16 protein-coding genes are annotated in these 17,435 nt (G+C 66.2%); 10 read left to right on the plus strand and 6 right to left on the minus strand.

The features are described from left to right. Positions 1–70 precede the first annotated feature (70 nt). Genes RVU70_RS07820 through RVU70_RS07830 form a run of 3 tightly spaced genes read left to right on the plus strand, consistent with a single transcriptional unit; the run spans position 71 to position 1,568 of the window. Positions 71–841 (plus strand): heme ABC transporter permease, encoded by a 771-nt coding sequence (locus RVU70_RS07820; protein WP_363350662.1) that lies wholly within the window; start codon positions 71–73, stop codon positions 839–841. Continuing rightward, positions 838–990, plus strand: a complete 153-nt coding sequence (gene ccmD / locus RVU70_RS07825; RefSeq protein WP_363350664.1) for a heme exporter protein CcmD — start codon at positions 838–840, stop codon at positions 988–990. The genes RVU70_RS07820 and ccmD overlap by 4 nt, the downstream gene beginning before the upstream one ends. Then, positions 987–1,568 carry a DsbE family thiol:disulfide interchange protein gene (locus RVU70_RS07830; RefSeq protein ID WP_363350666.1) on the plus strand — a complete coding sequence of 194 codons (582 nt, stop codon included), beginning with the start codon at positions 987–989 and terminating at the stop codon, positions 1,566–1,568. The genes ccmD and RVU70_RS07830 overlap by 4 nt, the downstream gene beginning before the upstream one ends. Here the strand turns inward: RVU70_RS07830 and RVU70_RS07835 are convergent. The 3 genes from RVU70_RS07835 to RVU70_RS07845 all read right to left on the minus strand — a co-directional run bounded on the left by RVU70_RS07835 (position 1,565) and on the right by RVU70_RS07845 (position 3,406). Further along, the gene (locus tag RVU70_RS07835; protein ID WP_363350668.1) at positions 1,565–1,897 is read right to left on the minus strand and encodes a PilZ domain-containing protein; all 333 of its coding nucleotides are present in this window, start codon (positions 1,895–1,897) and stop codon (positions 1,565–1,567) included. The two genes, RVU70_RS07830 and RVU70_RS07835, sit on opposite strands and share 4 nt — an antisense overlap. 90 nt (positions 1,898–1,987) lie before the next feature. Next, positions 1,988–2,728: a sulfite exporter TauE/SafE family protein gene (locus RVU70_RS07840; protein ID WP_363350670.1), complete on the minus strand. Its 741-nt coding sequence runs from the start codon at positions 2,726–2,728 to the stop codon at positions 1,988–1,990. A gap of 48 nt (positions 2,729–2,776) precedes the next feature. Further along, positions 2,777–3,406 (minus strand): TetR/AcrR family transcriptional regulator, encoded by a 630-nt coding sequence (locus RVU70_RS07845; protein WP_363350672.1) that lies wholly within the window; start codon positions 3,404–3,406, stop codon positions 2,777–2,779. A 203-nt stretch (positions 3,407–3,609) separates the two neighbouring features. Between RVU70_RS07845 and RVU70_RS07850 the strand changes: the two genes are divergently transcribed. From RVU70_RS07850 to RVU70_RS07860, 3 genes are all read left to right on the plus strand, one after another. Then, the gene (locus tag RVU70_RS07850) at positions 3,610–4,314 is read left to right on the plus strand and encodes a PspA/IM30 family protein (RefSeq protein WP_363350674.1); all 705 of its coding nucleotides are present in this window, start codon (positions 3,610–3,612) and stop codon (positions 4,312–4,314) included. Positions 4,315–4,365: 51 nt separating this feature from the next. Continuing rightward, entirely contained in the window at positions 4,366–4,644 is a 279-nt protein-coding gene (locus RVU70_RS07855) for a YiaA/YiaB family inner membrane protein (RefSeq protein ID WP_363350676.1), read from the plus strand. An 87-nt stretch (positions 4,645–4,731) separates the two neighbouring features. Then, positions 4,732–8,211, plus strand: a complete 3,480-nt coding sequence (locus RVU70_RS07860) for an acyl-[ACP]--phospholipid O-acyltransferase (RefSeq protein ID WP_363350678.1) — start codon at positions 4,732–4,734, stop codon at positions 8,209–8,211. A 48-nt stretch (positions 8,212–8,259) separates the two neighbouring features. On the opposite strand, the gene RVU70_RS07865 is transcribed toward RVU70_RS07860, so the two are convergent. Beyond that, entirely contained in the window at positions 8,260–9,240 is a 981-nt protein-coding gene (locus RVU70_RS07865) for a CHAD domain-containing protein (RefSeq protein ID WP_363350680.1), read from the minus strand. Between the two features lie 142 nt (positions 9,241–9,382). On the opposite strand from RVU70_RS07865, the gene RVU70_RS07870 reads away from it, so the two are divergent. From RVU70_RS07870 to RVU70_RS07885, 4 genes are all read left to right on the plus strand, one after another. Further along, the gene (locus tag RVU70_RS07870; RefSeq protein ID WP_363350683.1) at positions 9,383–10,816 is read left to right on the plus strand and encodes a homospermidine synthase; all 1,434 of its coding nucleotides are present in this window, start codon (positions 9,383–9,385) and stop codon (positions 10,814–10,816) included. 351 nt (positions 10,817–11,167) lie between these two features. Next, complete coding sequence (locus tag RVU70_RS07875; protein ID WP_363350685.1) at positions 11,168–12,292, plus strand: PA0069 family radical SAM protein; 1,125 nt, start codon at positions 11,168–11,170, stop codon at positions 12,290–12,292. A 116-nt stretch (positions 12,293–12,408) separates the two neighbouring features. After that, entirely contained in the window at positions 12,409–13,017 is a 609-nt protein-coding gene (locus tag RVU70_RS07880; protein WP_363350687.1) for a ribonuclease HII, read from the plus strand. A 148-nt stretch (positions 13,018–13,165) separates the two neighbouring features. After that, positions 13,166–14,341, plus strand: coding sequence for a site-specific DNA-methyltransferase (locus RVU70_RS07885; RefSeq protein ID WP_363350689.1), 1,176 nt, complete (start codon positions 13,166–13,168; stop codon positions 14,339–14,341). Between the two features lie 112 nt (positions 14,342–14,453). Here RVU70_RS07885 and uppP read toward each other — a convergent pair whose 3' ends face one another. Both uppP and RVU70_RS07895 read right to left on the minus strand, forming a co-directional pair. After that, the gene (uppP, locus tag RVU70_RS07890) at positions 14,454–15,326 is read right to left on the minus strand and encodes an undecaprenyl-diphosphatase UppP (RefSeq protein ID WP_363350691.1); all 873 of its coding nucleotides are present in this window, start codon (positions 15,324–15,326) and stop codon (positions 14,454–14,456) included. A gap of 163 nt (positions 15,327–15,489) precedes the next feature. After that, the gene (locus RVU70_RS07895; RefSeq protein WP_363350693.1) at positions 15,490–17,202 is read right to left on the minus strand and encodes an OFA family MFS transporter; all 1,713 of its coding nucleotides are present in this window, start codon (positions 17,200–17,202) and stop codon (positions 15,490–15,492) included. Positions 17,203–17,435 lie beyond the last annotated feature (233 nt).

A 17,435-nucleotide genomic window follows, 5' to 3' on the forward strand; every position in this document is an offset into this window, starting at 1 on the left:
GCGGCGGACCAAAGGCTCCAGACAGCGGGCGCCGTGCAGCGGCGTCCGCTTTCGTTTATCAGGTCGGAAGATGCCGAATATTCTCGACTACGCCAATCCGACGCGCTTTCTGAATTTCGCGCGCATCGTCCTGCCGTGGCTCGCCGGCGTCACGCTGGTCCTCCTTGCCATCGGGCTCTACGGCGCCTTCACCGCGCCGCCCGATTATCAGCAGGGCGAAACCGTGCGCATCATGTATATTCACGTGCCCGCGGCCTGGCTGGCGCTTTTCGCCTATGTGGCGATGACGTCCGCCTCGCTCGGCGTGCTCGTGTGGAAGCATCCGCTCGCCGACGCCGCGCAAAAGACCGCCGCCTCGCTCGGCGCCGCCTTCACCTTCGTCTGCCTCGTCACCGGGTCGTTGTGGGGCAAGCCGATGTGGGGGACCTATTGGGTGTGGGACGCGCGGCTCACCTCGATGCTGGTGCTGTTCCTGCTCTATCTCGGCCTCATCGCCGTGCGCCAGACGATGGACGACACGCCGCGCGGCGCGCGCGTCGCCTCGATCATGACGCTGGTCGGCGCGATCGACATTCCGATCATCAAATATTCGGTCGACTGGTGGAATACGCTGCATCAGCCGGCCTCCGTCTTCCGCATCGGCGGGCCGACGATCTCGGGCGCGATGCTGTGGCCCCTCCTGGTGATGGCGCTCGCGGCGACGCTCCTGTTCCTCACCCTTTATTTCATGGCGATCCGCAACGAAATCCTGCGCCGCCGCCTGGCGCGACTGTCGCTTCAGGCGCTGCAGGAGGGCGCGCGAGACGAAGGTGGCTCGCCCTCGCTGGAGGCCGCGCAATGAGCGACCACGCAAGCTACGTCGCGGCTGCCTATGCGATCGCCTTTCTCACCATCGGCGGCATGGCGGCGCGTATCATCCTCGATTATCGGCGCCTCAAGGCGGAGCTCGCGCGCTTTACGGCGCGCGACCAGGACGGAGGCGCTGCGTGAGCGAGCCGCTGACCGCGTCGCAGCGTTCGCCGCTGCGCTTCCTGCCGCTCGTTCTCTTTGCGCTGCTCGCGGCGCTGTTTCTCGTTCGGCTGTTCTCCGGCGACGCCTCGCGCATCCCTTCCGCGCTGATCGGCAAGCCCGCGCCGCAGTTCGATCTGCCGGCGCTTGCGGGGCTCGACGCTCCCGGCCTCGCCACCGCGGATTTGCGTAAGGGCCATGTCAGCCTCGTGAATGTCTTCGCGAGCTGGTGCGCGCCCTGCCGCCAGGAGCATGTGACGCTGATGTCGATCGCTCGCGACGAGAAGCTGAAGGGCAAAGGCGTCGAGCTCTACGGCCTCTCCTACAAGGACGAAGCCGCCAACGCCCTGGGCTTCCTTCAGGAGGCGGGCAATCCTTTCCAGCGCGTCGGCGTCGATCCCGCCGGCCGCACGGCCATCGACTTCGGCGTCTATGGCGTGCCGGAGACCTTCGTGATCAAGGGCGACGGAACCATCGCCTATAAATTCATCGGTCCGCTGACGCCCTCCGCCGCGGCGACGGTTCTCGTCCCGGAAATTGAAAAAGCGATGGCGAATTAGGCCTCCGCCACGAGCTTCGGGGCCGCGCCCGCGCGCGGCCGACGAACGCCCTTGCGGAAGGCGACGCCGAAGAGCGTCTGACGGCGCCAGACGACCTTGGCCAAATGCCGCGCTTGGCCGAAGACCAGAATGAACTGATCGGGTAATTCGGCCTTGCAGTCGATCCGGGCGCCCGTCGTCGAAATGTCGATCACCACGCAGGGGATCGCCGGCTTGACCCCGCCGGGATCGGCCCAGGCCTCGACATAGGATTTCAGGCGCGCGGCGACGCGCTTTTCCTCCGTGGGGGCAATTTTTTGTCGCAGTCGGTCAGCGGTTGAAAGACGCATGGCGGTTCAATCACGGCGGCTCGTCGACACGATCATCGCGCCGAAAGCTTGACAATTCGTCACCCGCGAGCGTTGTGTTTCAAGGAATTTTCACGGCGCTTTGAGGAACAGGCCGACCGTGAGCGCCGAGCCGACGCCGATGATGAAGAGGCGCAAGACCCGCTCGTCGATCACATGGATGAGCCGCGCGCCGGAGACGCCCCCGATGGTTGCGCCCGCCGCGGTGACCAGCGCCTGCGTCCAGTGCAGATCCGGCGAAAACAGGAAAATTGCGACGGCGGAGGCGTTCATCACCCCGGCCAGCACGTTCTTGGTGGCGCTGGCGATGCGCACGGCCTGTCCCGCCATGGTCAGCGCGGCGACCATGAGAAAGCCGGCGCCGCCGCCGAAATAGCCGCCGTAGGTCGCAATCAGAAATTGGACGAACCCCGCGCCCCCCGGGCTCAGATGGCCATGGGCCTCCCCTGGCTTCCTGAAAAAGCTGCCCCAGGCGAAAAGGCCCGTCGCAAACAGCACGAGCCAGGGCACGAGGTGGGCGAAGAGGCCGCGGGGCGTCGCCAGCAGGATCACCGCGCCGATGGCGCCGCCGACGATGCTGATGGCGAAGAGCCAGAGGAGCGACACGGTCCCCACGCCTCTCGCATGCGTTCGTCCGGTCCACCCGGTGGCGACCTGAGCGGGAAAAAGCGCGACGCAGGAGGTGATGTTCGCGGCGAGCGCATCCATCCCGGTGAACATCAACGTCGGCAGAATGAGGAACGACCCGCCGCCGGCCAGCGCATTTTGCGCGCCGGCCCAAATCGCGACGACGAAGAGCAGAAGGAAAGCCATGCGCGCCTATGTCAGGTCGCGCCGCGCCTGGCAAGCGATCCGGGCGCGTTACGCCTGGGCTTCCTTTTCGAGGCCGGCGGCGATGAGGCGGACCAGCGCGTCGAGCTGGGCGTCGAGCGTCTGCGGCGGGGTCGCCGCGAGCTTCTGTTCGAGGCCCAGCGCTACCACGCCATGCACGGCGGAAAACAGGGTGCGGGCGAGGCGGGCGCGAGACTCCTGGTCCTGACCGGGAAGCAATTGGCCGAGCGGCGTCTCGAGGCGTGAGAAAAGCTGGTTGCGGGCGTCCACATACCAGTCGGGCACGGGCGCGCCGCCGGAGAGGCGATGCTCGAACAACGCCCGCCAACTCGGCTCCTCGGCGCGGGCGAAATCGAGATAGGCGCGGGCCATCGCGCGCAGGGAGCCGGCCGGCTCTGCGTCCCGCAGGGCGCCGTCGAGCGCTTCGCCCAGACGCTGCAGCGTCGACAGATTGACCCGCAGGATCAGCTCGTCGAGATCGTCGAAGGCCGTGTAGATCGCGCCCAGGGCGCACCCCGCCTCCGAGGCGAGGTCGCGGGCCTTCAGTCCCGCAAGCCCCCGCGCGGCGATCGATTGGCGGGCGACGTCCAGAAGACGCTCGCGCAATTTCGAGCGGCGCTGCGCGCCGGCCTCGGTCCTGGTCTCGCTCACCCAAGGCATCCTTTCGGGTTCCGCGCGCAGTCGGCGAGGGCCGGCGGCGGCGCCGGACACGGACATTTGTTCAAACCGCCAAAGCGGGCGCGCGGTTCCAGCATGGCTCAACCGTTAAGCACGCCTTCGAACGCAGTTCAACATTTCTCTTGAACAAAGTTCAAAGTTGGGCTACCTCTCTTTCTTGAACGAAGTTCACACCGGAGCAGGTCATGCTGAAGACCGTGATCACCTTGCTGAGGGGGCGGGCGTTCGAGGCTGAGGAGCGCTTCGCGGACCGCCATGCGCTGGTCATTCTGGACCAGCAGATCCGAGATGCCGCCTCAGCCCTCGCGCGCGCCAAAAAGGCGCTCGCCCTCGCGACCGCCCAGGATGGGGTCGAAGCGAAAAAACTTTCTGCGGTGCGGGCCGAGATCGAGGCGCTCGAAAGCCGCGCGGTCGAGGCCCTGAGGGGCGGCCGCGAGGATCTCGCCGAAAAGGCCGCGGCCGCCATTGCGGCGCTCGAAGCCAACGCGGCCGCCGCCGACACGGCGCGCCAGACTTTTGCGGTCGAGATCGGCAAGCTCGAACGCGCTCTTCAGCGCCAGACCGCGCGGCTCGCGGAACTCGACCGGGGACGCCGGATCGCCCGGGCGGCCGAGGCGGTGCGAATCGCCCGTCAGGGACGACTGGAGGAGCCCCCCTGTCATCGCGCCACCCTTTCGGAAGCCGAGGCGACGCTCGCGCGGCTGCGCGAGCGTCAGCTGGAGGCGAGCGCCGCAGAGGCCGCGCTCGATTCTCTCGACGTCGCGGCCCCCGCCGAGACGCTTCAGGAGACCCTCGCGGCGGCCGGCTTCGGTCCGCCAGCCGCGCCCCGCGCCGCGGATGTTCTCGCCCGCCTCAGACGGAGGGCTGCGGCGCCGAGCGCGCCCGCGTGATCAAAGCCCGCCATGCGCTGGGGACTTCGCATGCAACAAGGAGAAACGACAATGACCGCACAGCCGATCAAGCACTCCGCCGCTTTCGTGACCTTCTCCTACGCCGCCTTCGGCCTCGCCGCGGCCATGATGGCCGGCGGCGTGTTTGTCATGCCCATCGATTACTGGATGAAGGGCTTTCTACTCATGGGCATGGTGATGCTGGTGCAGTCCTGCATCGTCCTCGCCAAGACCATCCGCGACAATGTCGAGGCGGAGAAGCTCTTGAACCGGATCGAGGACGCCAAGGCCGAGCGCCTGCTGATGGACGTCGCCAAGGTTGGCGGCTGAAAACCGATCATGTTGAAAGGGGCCGGCGTCTTGATCATTGGTCAACATTGGTCAAATGTCGCCGGCCCGCCTGTTGGAACAAAGCTCATGTCGCAATCGCTTCTGGCCACGCGCCGTTTCGCGCCGCTTTTCTGGCGCCAGTTCTTCGCGGCGTTCAACGACAATTTCCTCAAGAACGCGCTCGTCCTGCTTATCCTGGCGAAATTCGGCGGTTCGGAGGGCGCGTCGCTGGTGACGCTCGCCGGCGCCATCTTCATCGCGCCCTTCTTTCTGCTCTCCGGGCTTGCCGGCGAGATGGCGGATAAATTCGACAAGGCGCGAATCGCGAGAGCGCTGAGCCTGGCGGAAATAGGGGTCGCGAGCATCTCGGCCGCGGGCTTTTATTTCGAGAATGTGCCGACGCTCTTCGCCGCGCTGCTGCTCTTCGGCGTCACCGGCGCGCTGTTCGGGCCGGTGAAATATGGCATTCTGCCCGACCATCTGACGCGGGAGGAGCTTCCCGCCGGCAATGCGCTCGTGGAAAGTGCGACCTTCTTCGCGATTCTCACGGGCACGATCGCCGGCGGCCTCGCCATGCAGACCCATGACGAGCGGCTCGGGGCCGTGGGCTTCGTCGGCGGGGTCATGGGCGTGGCGCTCGCGGCCTACGCCGCCGCCTGGTTCATCCCCTCGACGCCGCGGGGCGCCGCCGATCTCAAGATCGACGCCAATATCGTGCGCTCGACCTTCCGGCTGCTCAAGGCGCTGCGCGCCGCGCCGCAGCTCAAGCGCCTCACCACGGTGACGAGCCTGTTCTGGCTCTACGGCTCGATCGCCATGTCGCTGATGCCGCCGCTCGTCACCCAGTCGCTGCATGGCGCCGAAAGCGTCGTGACGCTGCATCTCGCGATCTTTGCGATCGCCATCGGCGTGGGCTCCGGCCTCGCCGCCTTTCTGCTCAAGGGGCGCATCGTGTTGCTGCCCGCCGTCGTCGGCGCGGCCATCATCGCCGCGGCTTCCATCGATCTCGGCGTCATGGAGCTGCGCCGCGCCGCCGAGGGCTCGGTTTCCAATCTCGACATCGCCGCCTATTTCGATCAACCCGGCGCGCTGCGCGCCTCGATCGACCTTGCGCTGCTGGCGCTCGCCGGCGGGCTGATGATCGTTCCGTCCTTCGCGGCCATTCAGGCGCAAAGCCCGGCCGATCAGCGCGCCCGCACCGTCGCGGCGGTCAATGTCCACAACGCCGCCTTCATGGCGCTGGGCGGGGCCGGGGTCGCCTTTCTGCAAAGCAAGGGCGTGACGCTCGCCGAGCTTTTCCTCGGCATGGGCGCGGTCGCCTTTCTCTCCGCGATCTGGATCAGGAGGAAAGTCGTCACCAACCCTTTTCTTGACGCGCTGTCGATCTTCTTTCGCGCCTTCTACCGGCTCGACGTGAAGGGGATCGACAATTTCGACAAGGCGGGCCCGAACCCGATCGTCGCGCTCAATCACGTGAGTTTTCTCGACGCGGCGGCGATTCTCTCGGTCATGCCAAGGGATCCCGTCTTCGCGATCGACTCGGGCATTTCCAAACGCTGGTGGGTGAGGCCTTTTCTCCACTTCACCCGCGCCATTCCGCTCGATCCGACGAAGCCGATGGGCACGCGCACGCTCGTCAACGCCGTGAAGGCGGGCGATCCGCTGGTGATCTTTCCGGAAGGACGCCTCACCGTCACGGGCAGCCTGATGAAGGTCTACGACGGCGCCGGCCTCATCGCCGAGAAATCCGGCGCCCTCGTCGTGCCGGTGAAGATCGACGGCCCCGAGGCGACGATGTTTTCGCGCCTGACCCGCGAGCAGGCGCGGCGGCGCTGGTTTCCCAAATTCACGCTCACCATTCTGGAGCCCGTGCGCCTCACGGTCGACGAGGCGCTCAAGGGCAAGACGCGCCGCATGGCGGCGGGCGCGGCGCTTTATCAGATCATGTCGGACCTCGTGTTCCGCACGACGAAGGTCGACGAGACGATCTTCGAGGCGGTCGTGCGCGCCGGCGACACGCACGGCTTGTCGCGCGTCGCGCTCGAAGATCCGCTCACCGGCCAGCTCACCTATCGAAAAATCCTCGTCAGCACGCGCGCGCTCGCCGAGCGGATCGCCAGTATCGGCGCGCCGGGCGACGTCGTCGGCGTCATGCTGCCGAACGCCAATGCGGCCGGCGTCGCGTTTCTCGCGACGATCTCGGCCGGGCGCGTTCCCGCCATGATCAATTTTACCGCGGGCGCGAGCAATATCCTCTCGGGCTGCGAAGCGGCGCGGGTGACGACCATTCTCACCTCGAAAAACTTCATCGAGAAAGGCAAGCTCGACAGGCTCGCGGCCGCTCTCTGTGAAAAAGTAACGCTCGTCTATCTCGAAGACATGCGCGCAAGCATCGGCGCCGTCGACAGGCTCGGCGCGCTCCTGCGCTACAGAAAGCCGGTCCTCCCCCGCAAGTCCGACGACATGGCCGCCGTGCTGTTCACGTCGGGCTCGGAGGGCGCGCCGAAAGGCGTGGCGCTCTCGCACAGAAACATGCTGGTCAACGCGGCGCAGGCGGCGGCGCGCATCGACTTCGGCCGCAAGGACAAGGTCTTCAACGTGCTGCCGGTGTTCCACTGCTTCGGCCTGACGATCGGCTTCATGCTGCCGCTCATCTCCGGCGTGCCGGTCTATTTCTATCCGTCGCCGCTGCATTACCGCATCGTGCCGGAGATGATCTACGGCACCAACGCCACGATCTTTTTCGGCACGGACACGTTTCTGGCGGGCTATGCGCGCTCGGCGCATCCTTACGACTTCCGTTCGATCCGCTATGTCGTCGCGGGCGCCGAGCCCGTGAAGCAATCGACCCGCGACGTCTGGTGCGAAAAATTCGGCATTCGCATCCTCGAGGGATACGGCGTCACCGAAACGGCCCCCGTGCTCGCGCTCAATACGCCGATGTTCAACAAATTCGGCACGGTGGGCCGGCTCATGCCCGGCGTCGAGGCCCGGCTCGAGGCCGTGCCGGGCGTCGAGGAGGGCGGCCGTCTCCTGGTGCGCGGCCCCAATGTCATGATGGGCTATCTCAAGGCCGAGCGTCCCGGCGAACTGCAGCCGCCGCAGGGCGGCTGGTACGACACGGGCGACATCGTCACGATCGACGCCCAGGGCTTTGTGACGATCAAGGGCCGCGCCAAGCGCTTCGCCAAGGTCGGCGGCGAGATGGTGTCGCTCGCCGCCGTCGAGCAGCTCGCGGCCGAACTCTGGCCCAAGGCGATTTCCGCCGCCGCGACGGAGATTGACGCGCGCAAGGGCGAGCGCGTCGTGCTCGTCACGCAGGAGAAGGAGGCGAGCCGCGCCGAATTCATGGCCTACGCCAAATCGAAAGGCGCCTCGGATCTCTCGATCCCGGCCGAGGTCGTCTGCGTCGAGCGCGTGCCGCTGCTCGGCTCCGGCAAGATCGATTTCGCCGGCGTGACGAAAATGGTGCGTGAGCGCAACCGCTATCTCGGCGGCGGTCCGCGGCTGCCGAACGGCGTGCTCGGCCGCATCGACGGCGACGCCGCGTCATCGGTTTCCGGGTGAGGCGCGCCGCCCTGGCCCTCGCCGTGACGCCGAAAAAGGGCGGGGGAGTCAACTCCAGAACGGCTTGAGCTTTTTGAGTTTCTTTTCGGTCTTCCGCGCATGCGCCGCGCCCTCTTGCGCCGCATGGGCGAACCAGCCGCGCACGAAGCCGGAGGGGCGCAGGCTCGTGGCGCTTTCGGCGTCGACGTCGTCCAGCAGCCGGCCCGCCATCGCGATGTCGTTGAAGGCGCCGAGCCCGTCCTGACTCTTGGCGAGCGCCGCCGAGAACTCGGCGGCCGCGTCCGCGTCGAACAGGCTTTCAAAAAACTCCGCGCCATAGCGGGCTTTCTTTAAGGCGATACGGGCGGCGTGGCGCTCTTCCGGCGAGCGCTTGGCGAGGCCCCTGGTTTTCTTCAGGACGCGCTTGCGCAGCCGCGAGAGCGTCTCACGCGCGAAAGCGCGCGCCGATCCTTCATCCGACATGCCGGCCGCCGCGCGCCAGTCCCGCTCGGCGATAGCTTTACGGAAGTCGCCCAGGAAATCTTCGAGCCGCGGCCCCTCCAGCTCCGCCCGGGCCGCGCGATAGGCCTTGGCGCGCCGCAACTCGAGCGCGTCGAGCAGCGCGTAAAAGCCCGGATCGTCGCTCAAGGCCTCGCCCGGCGCCGCCGTGAGCATCTCGTGAAAAACGTCGAAATTGCGCGCCGCGCCGAGGACGGAGCCGAGGTCTTTGGCCCGCGCCCGCGCCGCCTCCAGCGCCTCGCCGAACAGCGCGTCCTTGAAGAGACCCATCGCCGCCCGCAGCCGCCGCAAAGCGACCCGCATTTGATGAACGGCTTCCGCCGACTGGTCCCCCTTGAAGGCCGGCAGATTGGCTTCGAAGTGGTCGAGCGACGCCGAGAAGACGCAGACCGCGGCGTCCTCGACCGAATCGCTCGCAAGAAGCTTCACCGGCCTGGCCTTTTGGGGCTCCTCGGCGGCGGCCGGCACGAGGCGTAGCGTCGCCCCGCGGCCTGCTCCGCCCTCGACGCCGCCGTGCTTCGCGGGTTCCATCGCGCTCGTCTCCCTTGGCCCGTTGATTCTGGCGGCCGGCCGGCGGGGGTCAAGAGCGCGAGAACGCCCGCACTTGATTAAGACGCCCGCTCTTGCTTTATCGCGGCGCAACATTCGTTAAGAAGCGCAGGAGACCGCACCTATGTCCGTCTGGCCCGTCTATGGCAAAATCACCGGCCCGATCGTCTTGATCGGCTTCGGCTCCATCGGGCGCGGCATCCTGCCCCTGATCGAACGCCATTTCGACTTCGACAAGCAGCGCTTCACGGTCATCGACCCCGTCGATACGCATCGCCGCCTGCTCGACGAGCGCGGCATTGCTTTTCTCAAGGAGAAGCTTACGCCCGAAAATTACCGCGAGGTGCTGACGCCGCTCCTCGCCAAGGGCGGCGGACAGGGCTTTATCGTCAATCTGTCGGTCGACGTCTCCTCGCTCGCGATCATGAAACTCGCGCGCGAGCTGAAGGCGCTTTACGTCGACACGGTGGTCGAGCCCTGGCCGGGCTTTTATTTCGACAAGTCCATGGGCAATGAGGCGCGCACCAATTACGCGCTGCGCGAGACCATTCTCGACGAGCGCCGCAAGAACCCCGGCGGGACGACGGCCGTCTCCTGCGTCGGCGCCAATCCGGGCATGGTGTCCTGGTTCGTGAAACAGGCGCTCGTGAATATCGCGAAAGATACGGGCGTTTTCGACAAGGAGCCGACGACCCGCGCGGAATGGGGCGCGCTCGCCCAGAAGCTCGGCGTCAAGGGCGTTCATATCGCCGAGCGGGACACGCAGCGCGCCCGCGACCCCAAGCCGCTCAATGTCTTCGTCAACACCTGGTCGGTGGAGGGCTTCGTCTCGGAGGGCATGCAACCCGCCGAGCTCGGCTGGGGAACGCATGAGAAGGCGTTGCCGGAGATCGGCCGCACCCACCCGACGGGCTGCGGGGCGGCGATTTACCTGCTCTCGCCCGGCGCCAATACGCGCGTGCGCAGCTGGTGCCCGACGCCCGGCGCGCAATATGGCTTCCTGGTCACGCATAATGAATCGATTTCCATTGCAGATTACTTCACCGTGCGTGACGACAGCGGCAAGGCGGTCTACCGGCCGACCTGCCATTACGCCTATCACCCGGCCAATGACGCGGTGCTGTCGCTCCACGAAATCTTCGGCGCCGCCGGCAGGATGCAGCCCGAATGGAAGATCCTCGACGAGCACGAGATCGTCGACGGGATCGACGAACTCGGCGTGCTGCTCTATGGCCACGCCAAGAACGCCTATTGGTACGGCTCGCAGCTCTCGATCGAGGAGACGCGCGACCTCGCGCCCTATCAGAACGCCACCGGCCTTCAGGTCTCCTCGGCGGCGCTCGCCGGCATGGTCTGGGCGCTCGAAAATCCGGAGGCCGGCATCGTCGAGGCCGACGAGGTCGACTACAAGCGCTGCCTCGAGGTCCAGCTCCCCTATCTCGGCCCTGTGAAGGGCTATTACACGGACTGGACGCCGCTCGAGGGACGCCCCGGCCTCTTCCCTGAGGACATCGACGAAACCGACCCCTGGCAGTTCAAGAATATTCTGGTGCGCTGAAGGCGCTCCCTGGCGGACGCGCCGCGCGGGCGCGCGGGCGCGGAAATGTAAACAGGTCGACGCACGACCCCTCCTGCTTCGAGGGCCTCCCAAAGGAGGCCTCCGCCAAGCCGGAGGGGTTATTTCTTTTGAGCTTCACGGCGCACGCAGCCGCTTGTTCCGACCCCTTGCCACGGCCAGATTTGTTCTATATCTGTTCGTTATTCGCGCTTTGTTCCGCACTGGCAGGTCGAGCCGGGGCGGCGCGTAAGTCCCCGAAGCGTGATCATGGGAGGCCGGGCGACCGGCCTCCCCAAGCGCGATTATGGGAGGCCGGGGGACCGGCCTCCCGGTCGACGGCGGGAGTTCGTCATGGCTCGGCTCGCGGAAATTTCGCCCGACGCGGAGGGCTCCGCTGGCGTCGGCGCGCACGTCGGATCGGAGCGCCGGCGCGGGCGCGGCGCGCTCTCCAAGCGCAGCGGGCGCTATGAGAAGGAAGTCCGCGAGGAGGTCGATGACGGCTGGGGCTCGATGGAGGGCCTCGAGGCGCTCAAGACCAATTTCCACGTCGAGAAGCCCCGCACGATCATCACCAGGAATGATTCGCCGGACATCTCCTTCGATCGCTCGATCAACCCCTATCGCGGCTGCGAGCATGGCTGCGTCTATTGCTTCGCGCGACCGACCCACGCCTATATGGGCTTCTCGCCCGGTCTCGATTTCGAGACGGAGATTTTCGTCAAGGAAGGCGCGGCCCAGCTCCTCGAACGGGAATTGTCCGCTCAAAATTACACGCCGAAGGTCATCGCCATCGGCGCCAACACCGACCCCTATCAGCCCGCCGAGCGGCGCCATCGGGTGATGCGCAGCGTTCTCGAAGTGCTGGCGCGGGCGAAACATCCGGTGGCCATCGTCACAAAATCCGCGCTGGTGCTGCGCGACCTCGATCTGCTGGCCCCCATGGCGCAAGAGGGCCTCGTCAAGGTCGCTCTTTCGGTCACGACGCTCGATCCCAGCCTGGCGCGGGTGATGGAGCCCCGCGCCGCGACGCCCGAACGACGGCTCGACGCGATGGCGAAACTCGCGGCGGCGGGCGTGCCGGTCGCGGTGATGACGGCGCCGATTATTCCGGCGATCAACGACGATGAAATCGAGGCCATCCTGTCGAGGGCTTACGCCGCGGGCGCGCGCGAGGCGGGCTATGTCATGCTGCGCCTGCCGCTCGAACTGCGCGATTTGTTCAGCGAATGGCTCGTCGCCAATTTCCCGGACAAGGCGCGCCGGGCGCTCTCGCTGGTGCGCTCGACGCGCGGCGGCAAGACTTATGACGCGACCTTCGGCAAGCGCATGACGGGAGAGGGGCCCTATGCCTGGATGATCGGCCGGCGCTTCGAGCTCGCCGCCAAGCGGCTCGGCTTCTCCTCGACGACGACGCGGCTGCGCGCCGATCTCTTCGAACCGCCGCGCAAAGGGCCCCAGCAACTCGCGCTTTTTTAAGGGGAAAAGGGCAAGCTTTCTGTTGCGCTTCGACGGCGCAGGCGCTTTGCTAAGCAAATGCGCGCCAATGCGAAAGACCCCGCCCTCCGGTCGCGCCGCTCTGGAGCGGCGGAGCGATGAGCGCGGGTCCGGATTTCCGCATCGAGGGCCGTCTGTTCCGACAGGGGGTGTGGCCGGTCGCCGGCGTCGACGAAGTGGGCCGCGGGCCGCTCGCCGGGCCTGTCGCGGCCGCCGCCGTCATTCTCGACCCGAAGCGCCTGCCGCGCGGCCTCGACGATTCCAAGGCGCTCACCCAGAAAGAGCGCGAAGACGCCTTCGAGCGCATTATGAAGAAGGCCCTTGCGGTCAGCGTCTCCTTCGTCACGCCGGCGGAAATCGACGCCATGAACATCCGGCAAGCCTCGCTCGCCGCCATGACCCGGGCCATCGCCGGGCTCTCCCGCGCGCCGGCCTATGTCCTCGTCGACGGGTCCGATCCGCCGCGCCTCTCCTGCCCCTGTCGCGCCATCGTCAAAGGCGACGCGGCGGCGCTCTCCATCGCCGCCGCCTCCATTGTCGCGAAGGTCGCGCGCGACGCCATGATGCGGCGGCTCGGCGCGCATTTCCCCCCTTACGGTTTCGAGACGAATGTCGGCTACGCCGCGCCACGCCATCTCGACGCGCTGCGCGAGATCGGCCCAACGCCTCTCCACCGCATGAGTTTCTCGCCGCTGCGCGAGGGCTGAGCGTCGCCGTTAGCTTATTGCTAAGCTTGTTATTTCATTAACAGAATCGTTCGAAAAAGGGACGGTCCGGCGCTGGCTCTCTATACGCGGCCTTTACCTCGTTTGGGCATCATCCTGCGTGTTCGTAGCGTTTGTGGTGTTTGCGTAAATGAGTAGCGCGCGCGTCGGGGCGGCCCGCCTCACAACCCGGATAAAGGTCACGCGTACCGGGGATTTAAAGGATGGGCCGCGCCGCGCGCGGCCGGCGCGCAACATGATCCTGCAAGGCGATTGCGTGTCGCTGATGAAGGGTCTCGACGCCGAAAGCGTCGACCTCGTCTTCGCGGATCCGCCCTATAATCTCCAACTCGCGAGCAAGCTCACGCGGCCCGATCAGAGCCTCGTCGACGCGGTTGACGACGACTGGGACAAATTCGCCGATTTCGCCGCCTATGACGCTTTCACCCGCGAATGGCTCTCGGCCGCGCGGCAGGTGATGAAGCCCCAGGCGACAATCTTCGTCATTGGCTCCTATCACAACATATTCCGCGTCGGCGCGATCATGCAGGATCTCGGGTTCTGGATCTTGAACGACATCGTCTGGCGCAAGAACAACCCCATGCCGAATTTCCGCGGCCGCCGTTTCACCAACGCCCATGAAACGATGATCTGGGCCGCGCGCGACGCCGGCGCGAAAAATTACACGTTCAATTACGAGGGGCTGAAGGCCGGCAATGAAGACTGCCAGATGCGCTCGGACTGGCTCCTGCCGATCTGCACCGGCGCCGAGCGCTTGAAGGACGCCACGGGCCGCAAGACGCATCCGACGCAAAAGCCCGAGACGCTGCTGGCGCGTGTGATTCTCTCGGCCTCTAAGGCGGGCGATCTGGTGCTCGATCCGTTCTTTGGGTCCGGCACAACGGGCGCCGTCGCCAAGCGGCTGCGCCGCGATTACATCGGTCTCGAACGCGATGGGACTTACGCCAATGCCGCCGTCGCGCGCATCGCCGCAGTCGAGCCGCTGCCCGAGGAGGCCGTCGCGACCGCGCCCTCGAAACGCAGCGAACCGCGTATTGCCTTCGCGAGCCTCGTCGAGGCGGGGCTCATTGCGCCCGGCGCCGTGCTGCGCGACGCGAAGAAGCGCCACGCCGCGGTCGTGCGCGCGGACGGCGCGTTGTCGCTATCGGGCTTCGTCGGCTCGATTCACAAGACAGGCGCGCTGGCGCAGGGCCTGCCGGCCTGCAACGGCTGGACCTTCTGGCATTATGAGGACAAAGGCCGCTTGGCGCCCATCGACGAACTGCGCACGCAAATCCGACAGAGCCTGCGGGCGGCTGCGGAATAAGAGCGCGATCCGTGTGATTCTTGAGCCAGGACTTAAGGCCTCATCCTGATGAGGAGCCGCCTGAGGCGGCGTCTCGAAGGACGAGGCCGCCTCAGGCGCTTCGTTTGCGCTCTTAAACGAGCCAGCCGGCGTAGAAGCCGACGAGCAGCACGACGCCGATGATTCCGCGATAGGCGACGAAGGGCCAGGCGGAGAAACGCTCGAGAATGCGCAGAAGGCCCCAGATCGCGACGAAGGCGGAGATCGAGGCGACGATAAGGCCGAGCGTGAGCACCGACCAGCCGTGCAGATCGAGGTGCGCCTTGTGCAGCTCCCAAAGCTCCTTCAATCCCGCAAGCGCGATGGCGGGCAGGCCGAGGAGGAAGGAGAAGCGTGCCGCCTCCTCGCGTTTCAAATCGAGAAACAGCGCCGCCGTGAGCGTCGAGCCCGAACGCGACACGCCGGGAATGAGCGCGCCGACCTGGGCGAAGCCGACGATCATCGCGTCCTTCAGCGTCACGTGATCGAGCGTGCGCTTGTGGTTGCAATAAAGCTCCGCGAGCGCGAGCAGCGCCGCCATCACGATGCACGAAATGCCGATCACCGGCAGCGTGCGCAGCGGCGAGCCGCAGGTATTGAGCGTGTGCGACAGCAGAAGGCCGGCGACGCCGATGGGGATCGTGGCGAAGCCGACCCACATGACGAAGCGGAACGTCCAGTCGTTGAAGTCGCGCCGTTTGAGCGCGTCGATGGAGCCGACGGCGAGGGATCGAATGTCGTCCCAGAAATAGCTGACCACCGCGGCCAGAGCCGCGAGCTGCATGGCCGCCGAAAAGGCCGAACCGGGGTCCTTCCAGCCGAGCAGCGCGGGGACGATGCGCATGTGCGCGGTGGAGGAGATCGGCAGAAGTTCGGTGATCCCCTGCACGACGCCGAGCGCCGCCACTTTCATATAGCCGAGGTCGACGAAGCCCGTGTCGAGCCCATTGGTGCAAGCCGTCGCCATTTTCTCTCCCGCCGGAAGCGGCCGCTTTTTTTAAGCGGGCCGGGGCATTACGGAATTTTCACTGTGCCGATATTTGGTTAATGGAGAGAAAACATGGCGGGGCGAGGCTCTCGCCGGGAAAAAATGCACGCCGCCCCGCACGGTTGGCTTCGCCCGCAAGCGCCTAATGGAAGAGCGCCAGCGCCTTCAGAAGGGTGATGGAGACCCCCCACGCCAGGGGAACGCCGACCGCGGCCCAGGCGAGCAGCAGCACCGGGGAGAAGCCGTTCGGCAGGGCGCGCAGGCGCACGGCGGCGACTGGCGCGTCGGCGGGTTCGAGCGCGTCCTCGATATAATCCTCGAAATCCGCGTGCGGCTCTTTCTCCTCTTCCCGAACAGCGGCGACCGTCGTCTTCTTGGCGGCGGCGACTTCTTCGTCCGTCATGTAATATTTTTCGGCGACAGGGCGGACGAGAAGATTGCAGACGAGGCCGAAAAGCAGCAGGCCCGCGAGGACATACATCGTCTGATTATAGGCCGCCTCGCGCGGCACGCCGATCGAGAGCTGATATTCGCGAATATAGTTCACCAGCACCGGGCCGAGCACGCCCGCGGTCGACCAGGCGGTGAGCAGGCGTCCATGAATGGCGCCGACGTAATGCGTGCCGAAAATATCCGCGAGATAGGCGGGAATGGTCGAGAAGCCGCCGCCATACATGGTGATGATGACGGCGAAGAGCAGCACGAAGAGGAAGACCACGCCGCCCTTCGCCGCGAAGGGAACGGCGGCGTAGAGAACGAGGCCCAACACGAAGAAGATGGCGTAAGTGGCCTTGCGCCCGAATTTGTCGGAGGCCGACGCCCAGCCAATGCGGCCCCCGATGTTGCACAGGCTCAAGAGACCGGTGAAGCCCGCCGCGATGGCGGCGATCTGCTTCTTCTGGTCGGCCGTAAGGCTGTCATAGCCGATGTCGAGGCCAATGAGCTTGCCGCCGAACACCTCCTGCAGCATGGGCGACGCCATGCCCAAGACGCCGATGCCGGCGGACACATTGAGGCAGAGGACGCCCCACAGCAGCCAGAACTGCGGGGTCTTCCAGGCAACGTCGAGATGCACATGGCGGTGCGTGACCATGGCGTTGGCGGCCGGCGCCGGCGGCGCAAAGCCCTGCGGCGACCAGCCGTCCGGCGGCACGCGATAGCCGAGCGCCCCGGACACCATGAAGAGAAAATAGATGCCGGCGAGGGCCACGAAGGTCTGCCAGACGCCGGGCGAGGTGGGCGTCGCGAAATAGCCCATGAGCCTGTCGGCGAGCGGCGCGCCGATCATGGCGCCGCCGCCAAAGCCCATGATGGCGAGGCCTGTCGCGAGCCCGCGCCGGTCGGGAAACCATTTGATGAGCGTCGAGACGGGCGAGATATAGCCGAGGCCGAGGCCAACGCCGCCGATCACCCCGGAGCCGAGCCACAGCATCCAGATCTGGTGCAGATACACGCCCAGCGCCGAGATCAGCAGGCCGCCGCACCAGCAGAAAGCCGCGGCGAGGCCCGCCTTGCGCGGACCGGCGGTCTCGAGCCAATGCCCAAAAATCGCCGCCGAGGAGCCGAGTAGCACGAAGAACAGCGTGAAGGTCCAGCCGAGCATGCTGATCTTCCAGTCGCAGTCTGTCGCGACTAGGGTCGAAAAGAGCCCCATGTCGGCCGGGCATTCCTTTGGCGCGGCGCCGCCAACGACGCGCGACAGCGGCAGCCAGAAGACCGAGAAGCCATAGGCCATGCCAATGCAGAGATGGATCGCGAGCGCGGCCGGGGGCACGAGCCAGCGATTGAATCCGGGCGCAGCGATGGACCGTTCGCGGGAGAAGAAACTCGGCTGCGGCCCGACGGCGACGTCCATCCTTCAAAATCCTTCCCGGCGCGCAAGACGCCGATTGACGCTCATGCAAAGATTGCAGCGGCTGGCTGCCTTACTGCATATCGCGCTGCGAAAGATTGTTCAATTGAAGGCGACGCGCGCATCTCCATAAGGCTGCGCGCGAGTGCGGCCCCGCCCCCCACCCTTCATCCCTCCCCGCCGCTTCGTGGGGGGAGGGAGGCGAGAACGTGGCCGGCAAGCGCCTGATAACGCCG

Source organism: Methylocystis echinoides (genome assembly GCF_040687965.1).
In the GTDB taxonomy this organism is placed as follows: domain Bacteria; phylum Pseudomonadota; class Alphaproteobacteria; order Rhizobiales; family Beijerinckiaceae; genus Methylocystis; species Methylocystis echinoides_A.

Bases quoted from the DNA above. Each gene is read 5' to 3' on its own strand.
- RVU70_RS07820 (WP_363350662.1), top strand. From the start codon at position 71: ATGCCGAATATTCTCGACTACGCCAATCCGACGCGCTTTCTGAATTTC.
- ccmD (WP_363350664.1), top strand. From the start codon at position 838: ATGAGCGACCACGCAAGCTACGTCGCGGCTGCCTATGCGATCGCCTTT.
- RVU70_RS07835 (WP_363350668.1), bottom strand. From the start codon at position 1,897: ATGCGTCTTTCAACCGCTGACCGACTGCGACAAAAAATTGCCCCCACG.
- RVU70_RS07840 (WP_363350670.1), bottom strand. From the start codon at position 2,728: ATGGCTTTCCTTCTGCTCTTCGTCGTCGCGATTTGGGCCGGCGCGCAA.
- RVU70_RS07845 (WP_363350672.1), bottom strand. From the start codon at position 3,406: ATGCCTTGGGTGAGCGAGACCAGGACCGAGGCCGGCGCGCAGCGCCGC.
- RVU70_RS07850 (WP_363350674.1), top strand. From the start codon at position 3,610: ATGCTGAAGACCGTGATCACCTTGCTGAGGGGGCGGGCGTTCGAGGCT.
- RVU70_RS07855 (WP_363350676.1), top strand. From the start codon at position 4,366: ATGACCGCACAGCCGATCAAGCACTCCGCCGCTTTCGTGACCTTCTCC.
- RVU70_RS07860 (WP_363350678.1), top strand. From the start codon at position 4,732: ATGTCGCAATCGCTTCTGGCCACGCGCCGTTTCGCGCCGCTTTTCTGG.
- RVU70_RS07865 (WP_363350680.1), bottom strand. From the start codon at position 9,240: ATGGAACCCGCGAAGCACGGCGGCGTCGAGGGCGGAGCAGGCCGCGGG.
- RVU70_RS07870 (WP_363350683.1), top strand. From the start codon at position 9,383: ATGTCCGTCTGGCCCGTCTATGGCAAAATCACCGGCCCGATCGTCTTG.
- RVU70_RS07875 (WP_363350685.1), top strand. From the start codon at position 11,168: ATGGCTCGGCTCGCGGAAATTTCGCCCGACGCGGAGGGCTCCGCTGGC.
- RVU70_RS07880 (WP_363350687.1), top strand. From the start codon at position 12,409: ATGAGCGCGGGTCCGGATTTCCGCATCGAGGGCCGTCTGTTCCGACAG.
- RVU70_RS07885 (WP_363350689.1), top strand. From the start codon at position 13,166: ATGAGTAGCGCGCGCGTCGGGGCGGCCCGCCTCACAACCCGGATAAAG.
- uppP (WP_363350691.1), bottom strand. From the start codon at position 15,326: ATGGCGACGGCTTGCACCAATGGGCTCGACACGGGCTTCGTCGACCTC.
- RVU70_RS07895 (WP_363350693.1), bottom strand. From the start codon at position 17,202: ATGGACGTCGCCGTCGGGCCGCAGCCGAGTTTCTTCTCCCGCGAACGG.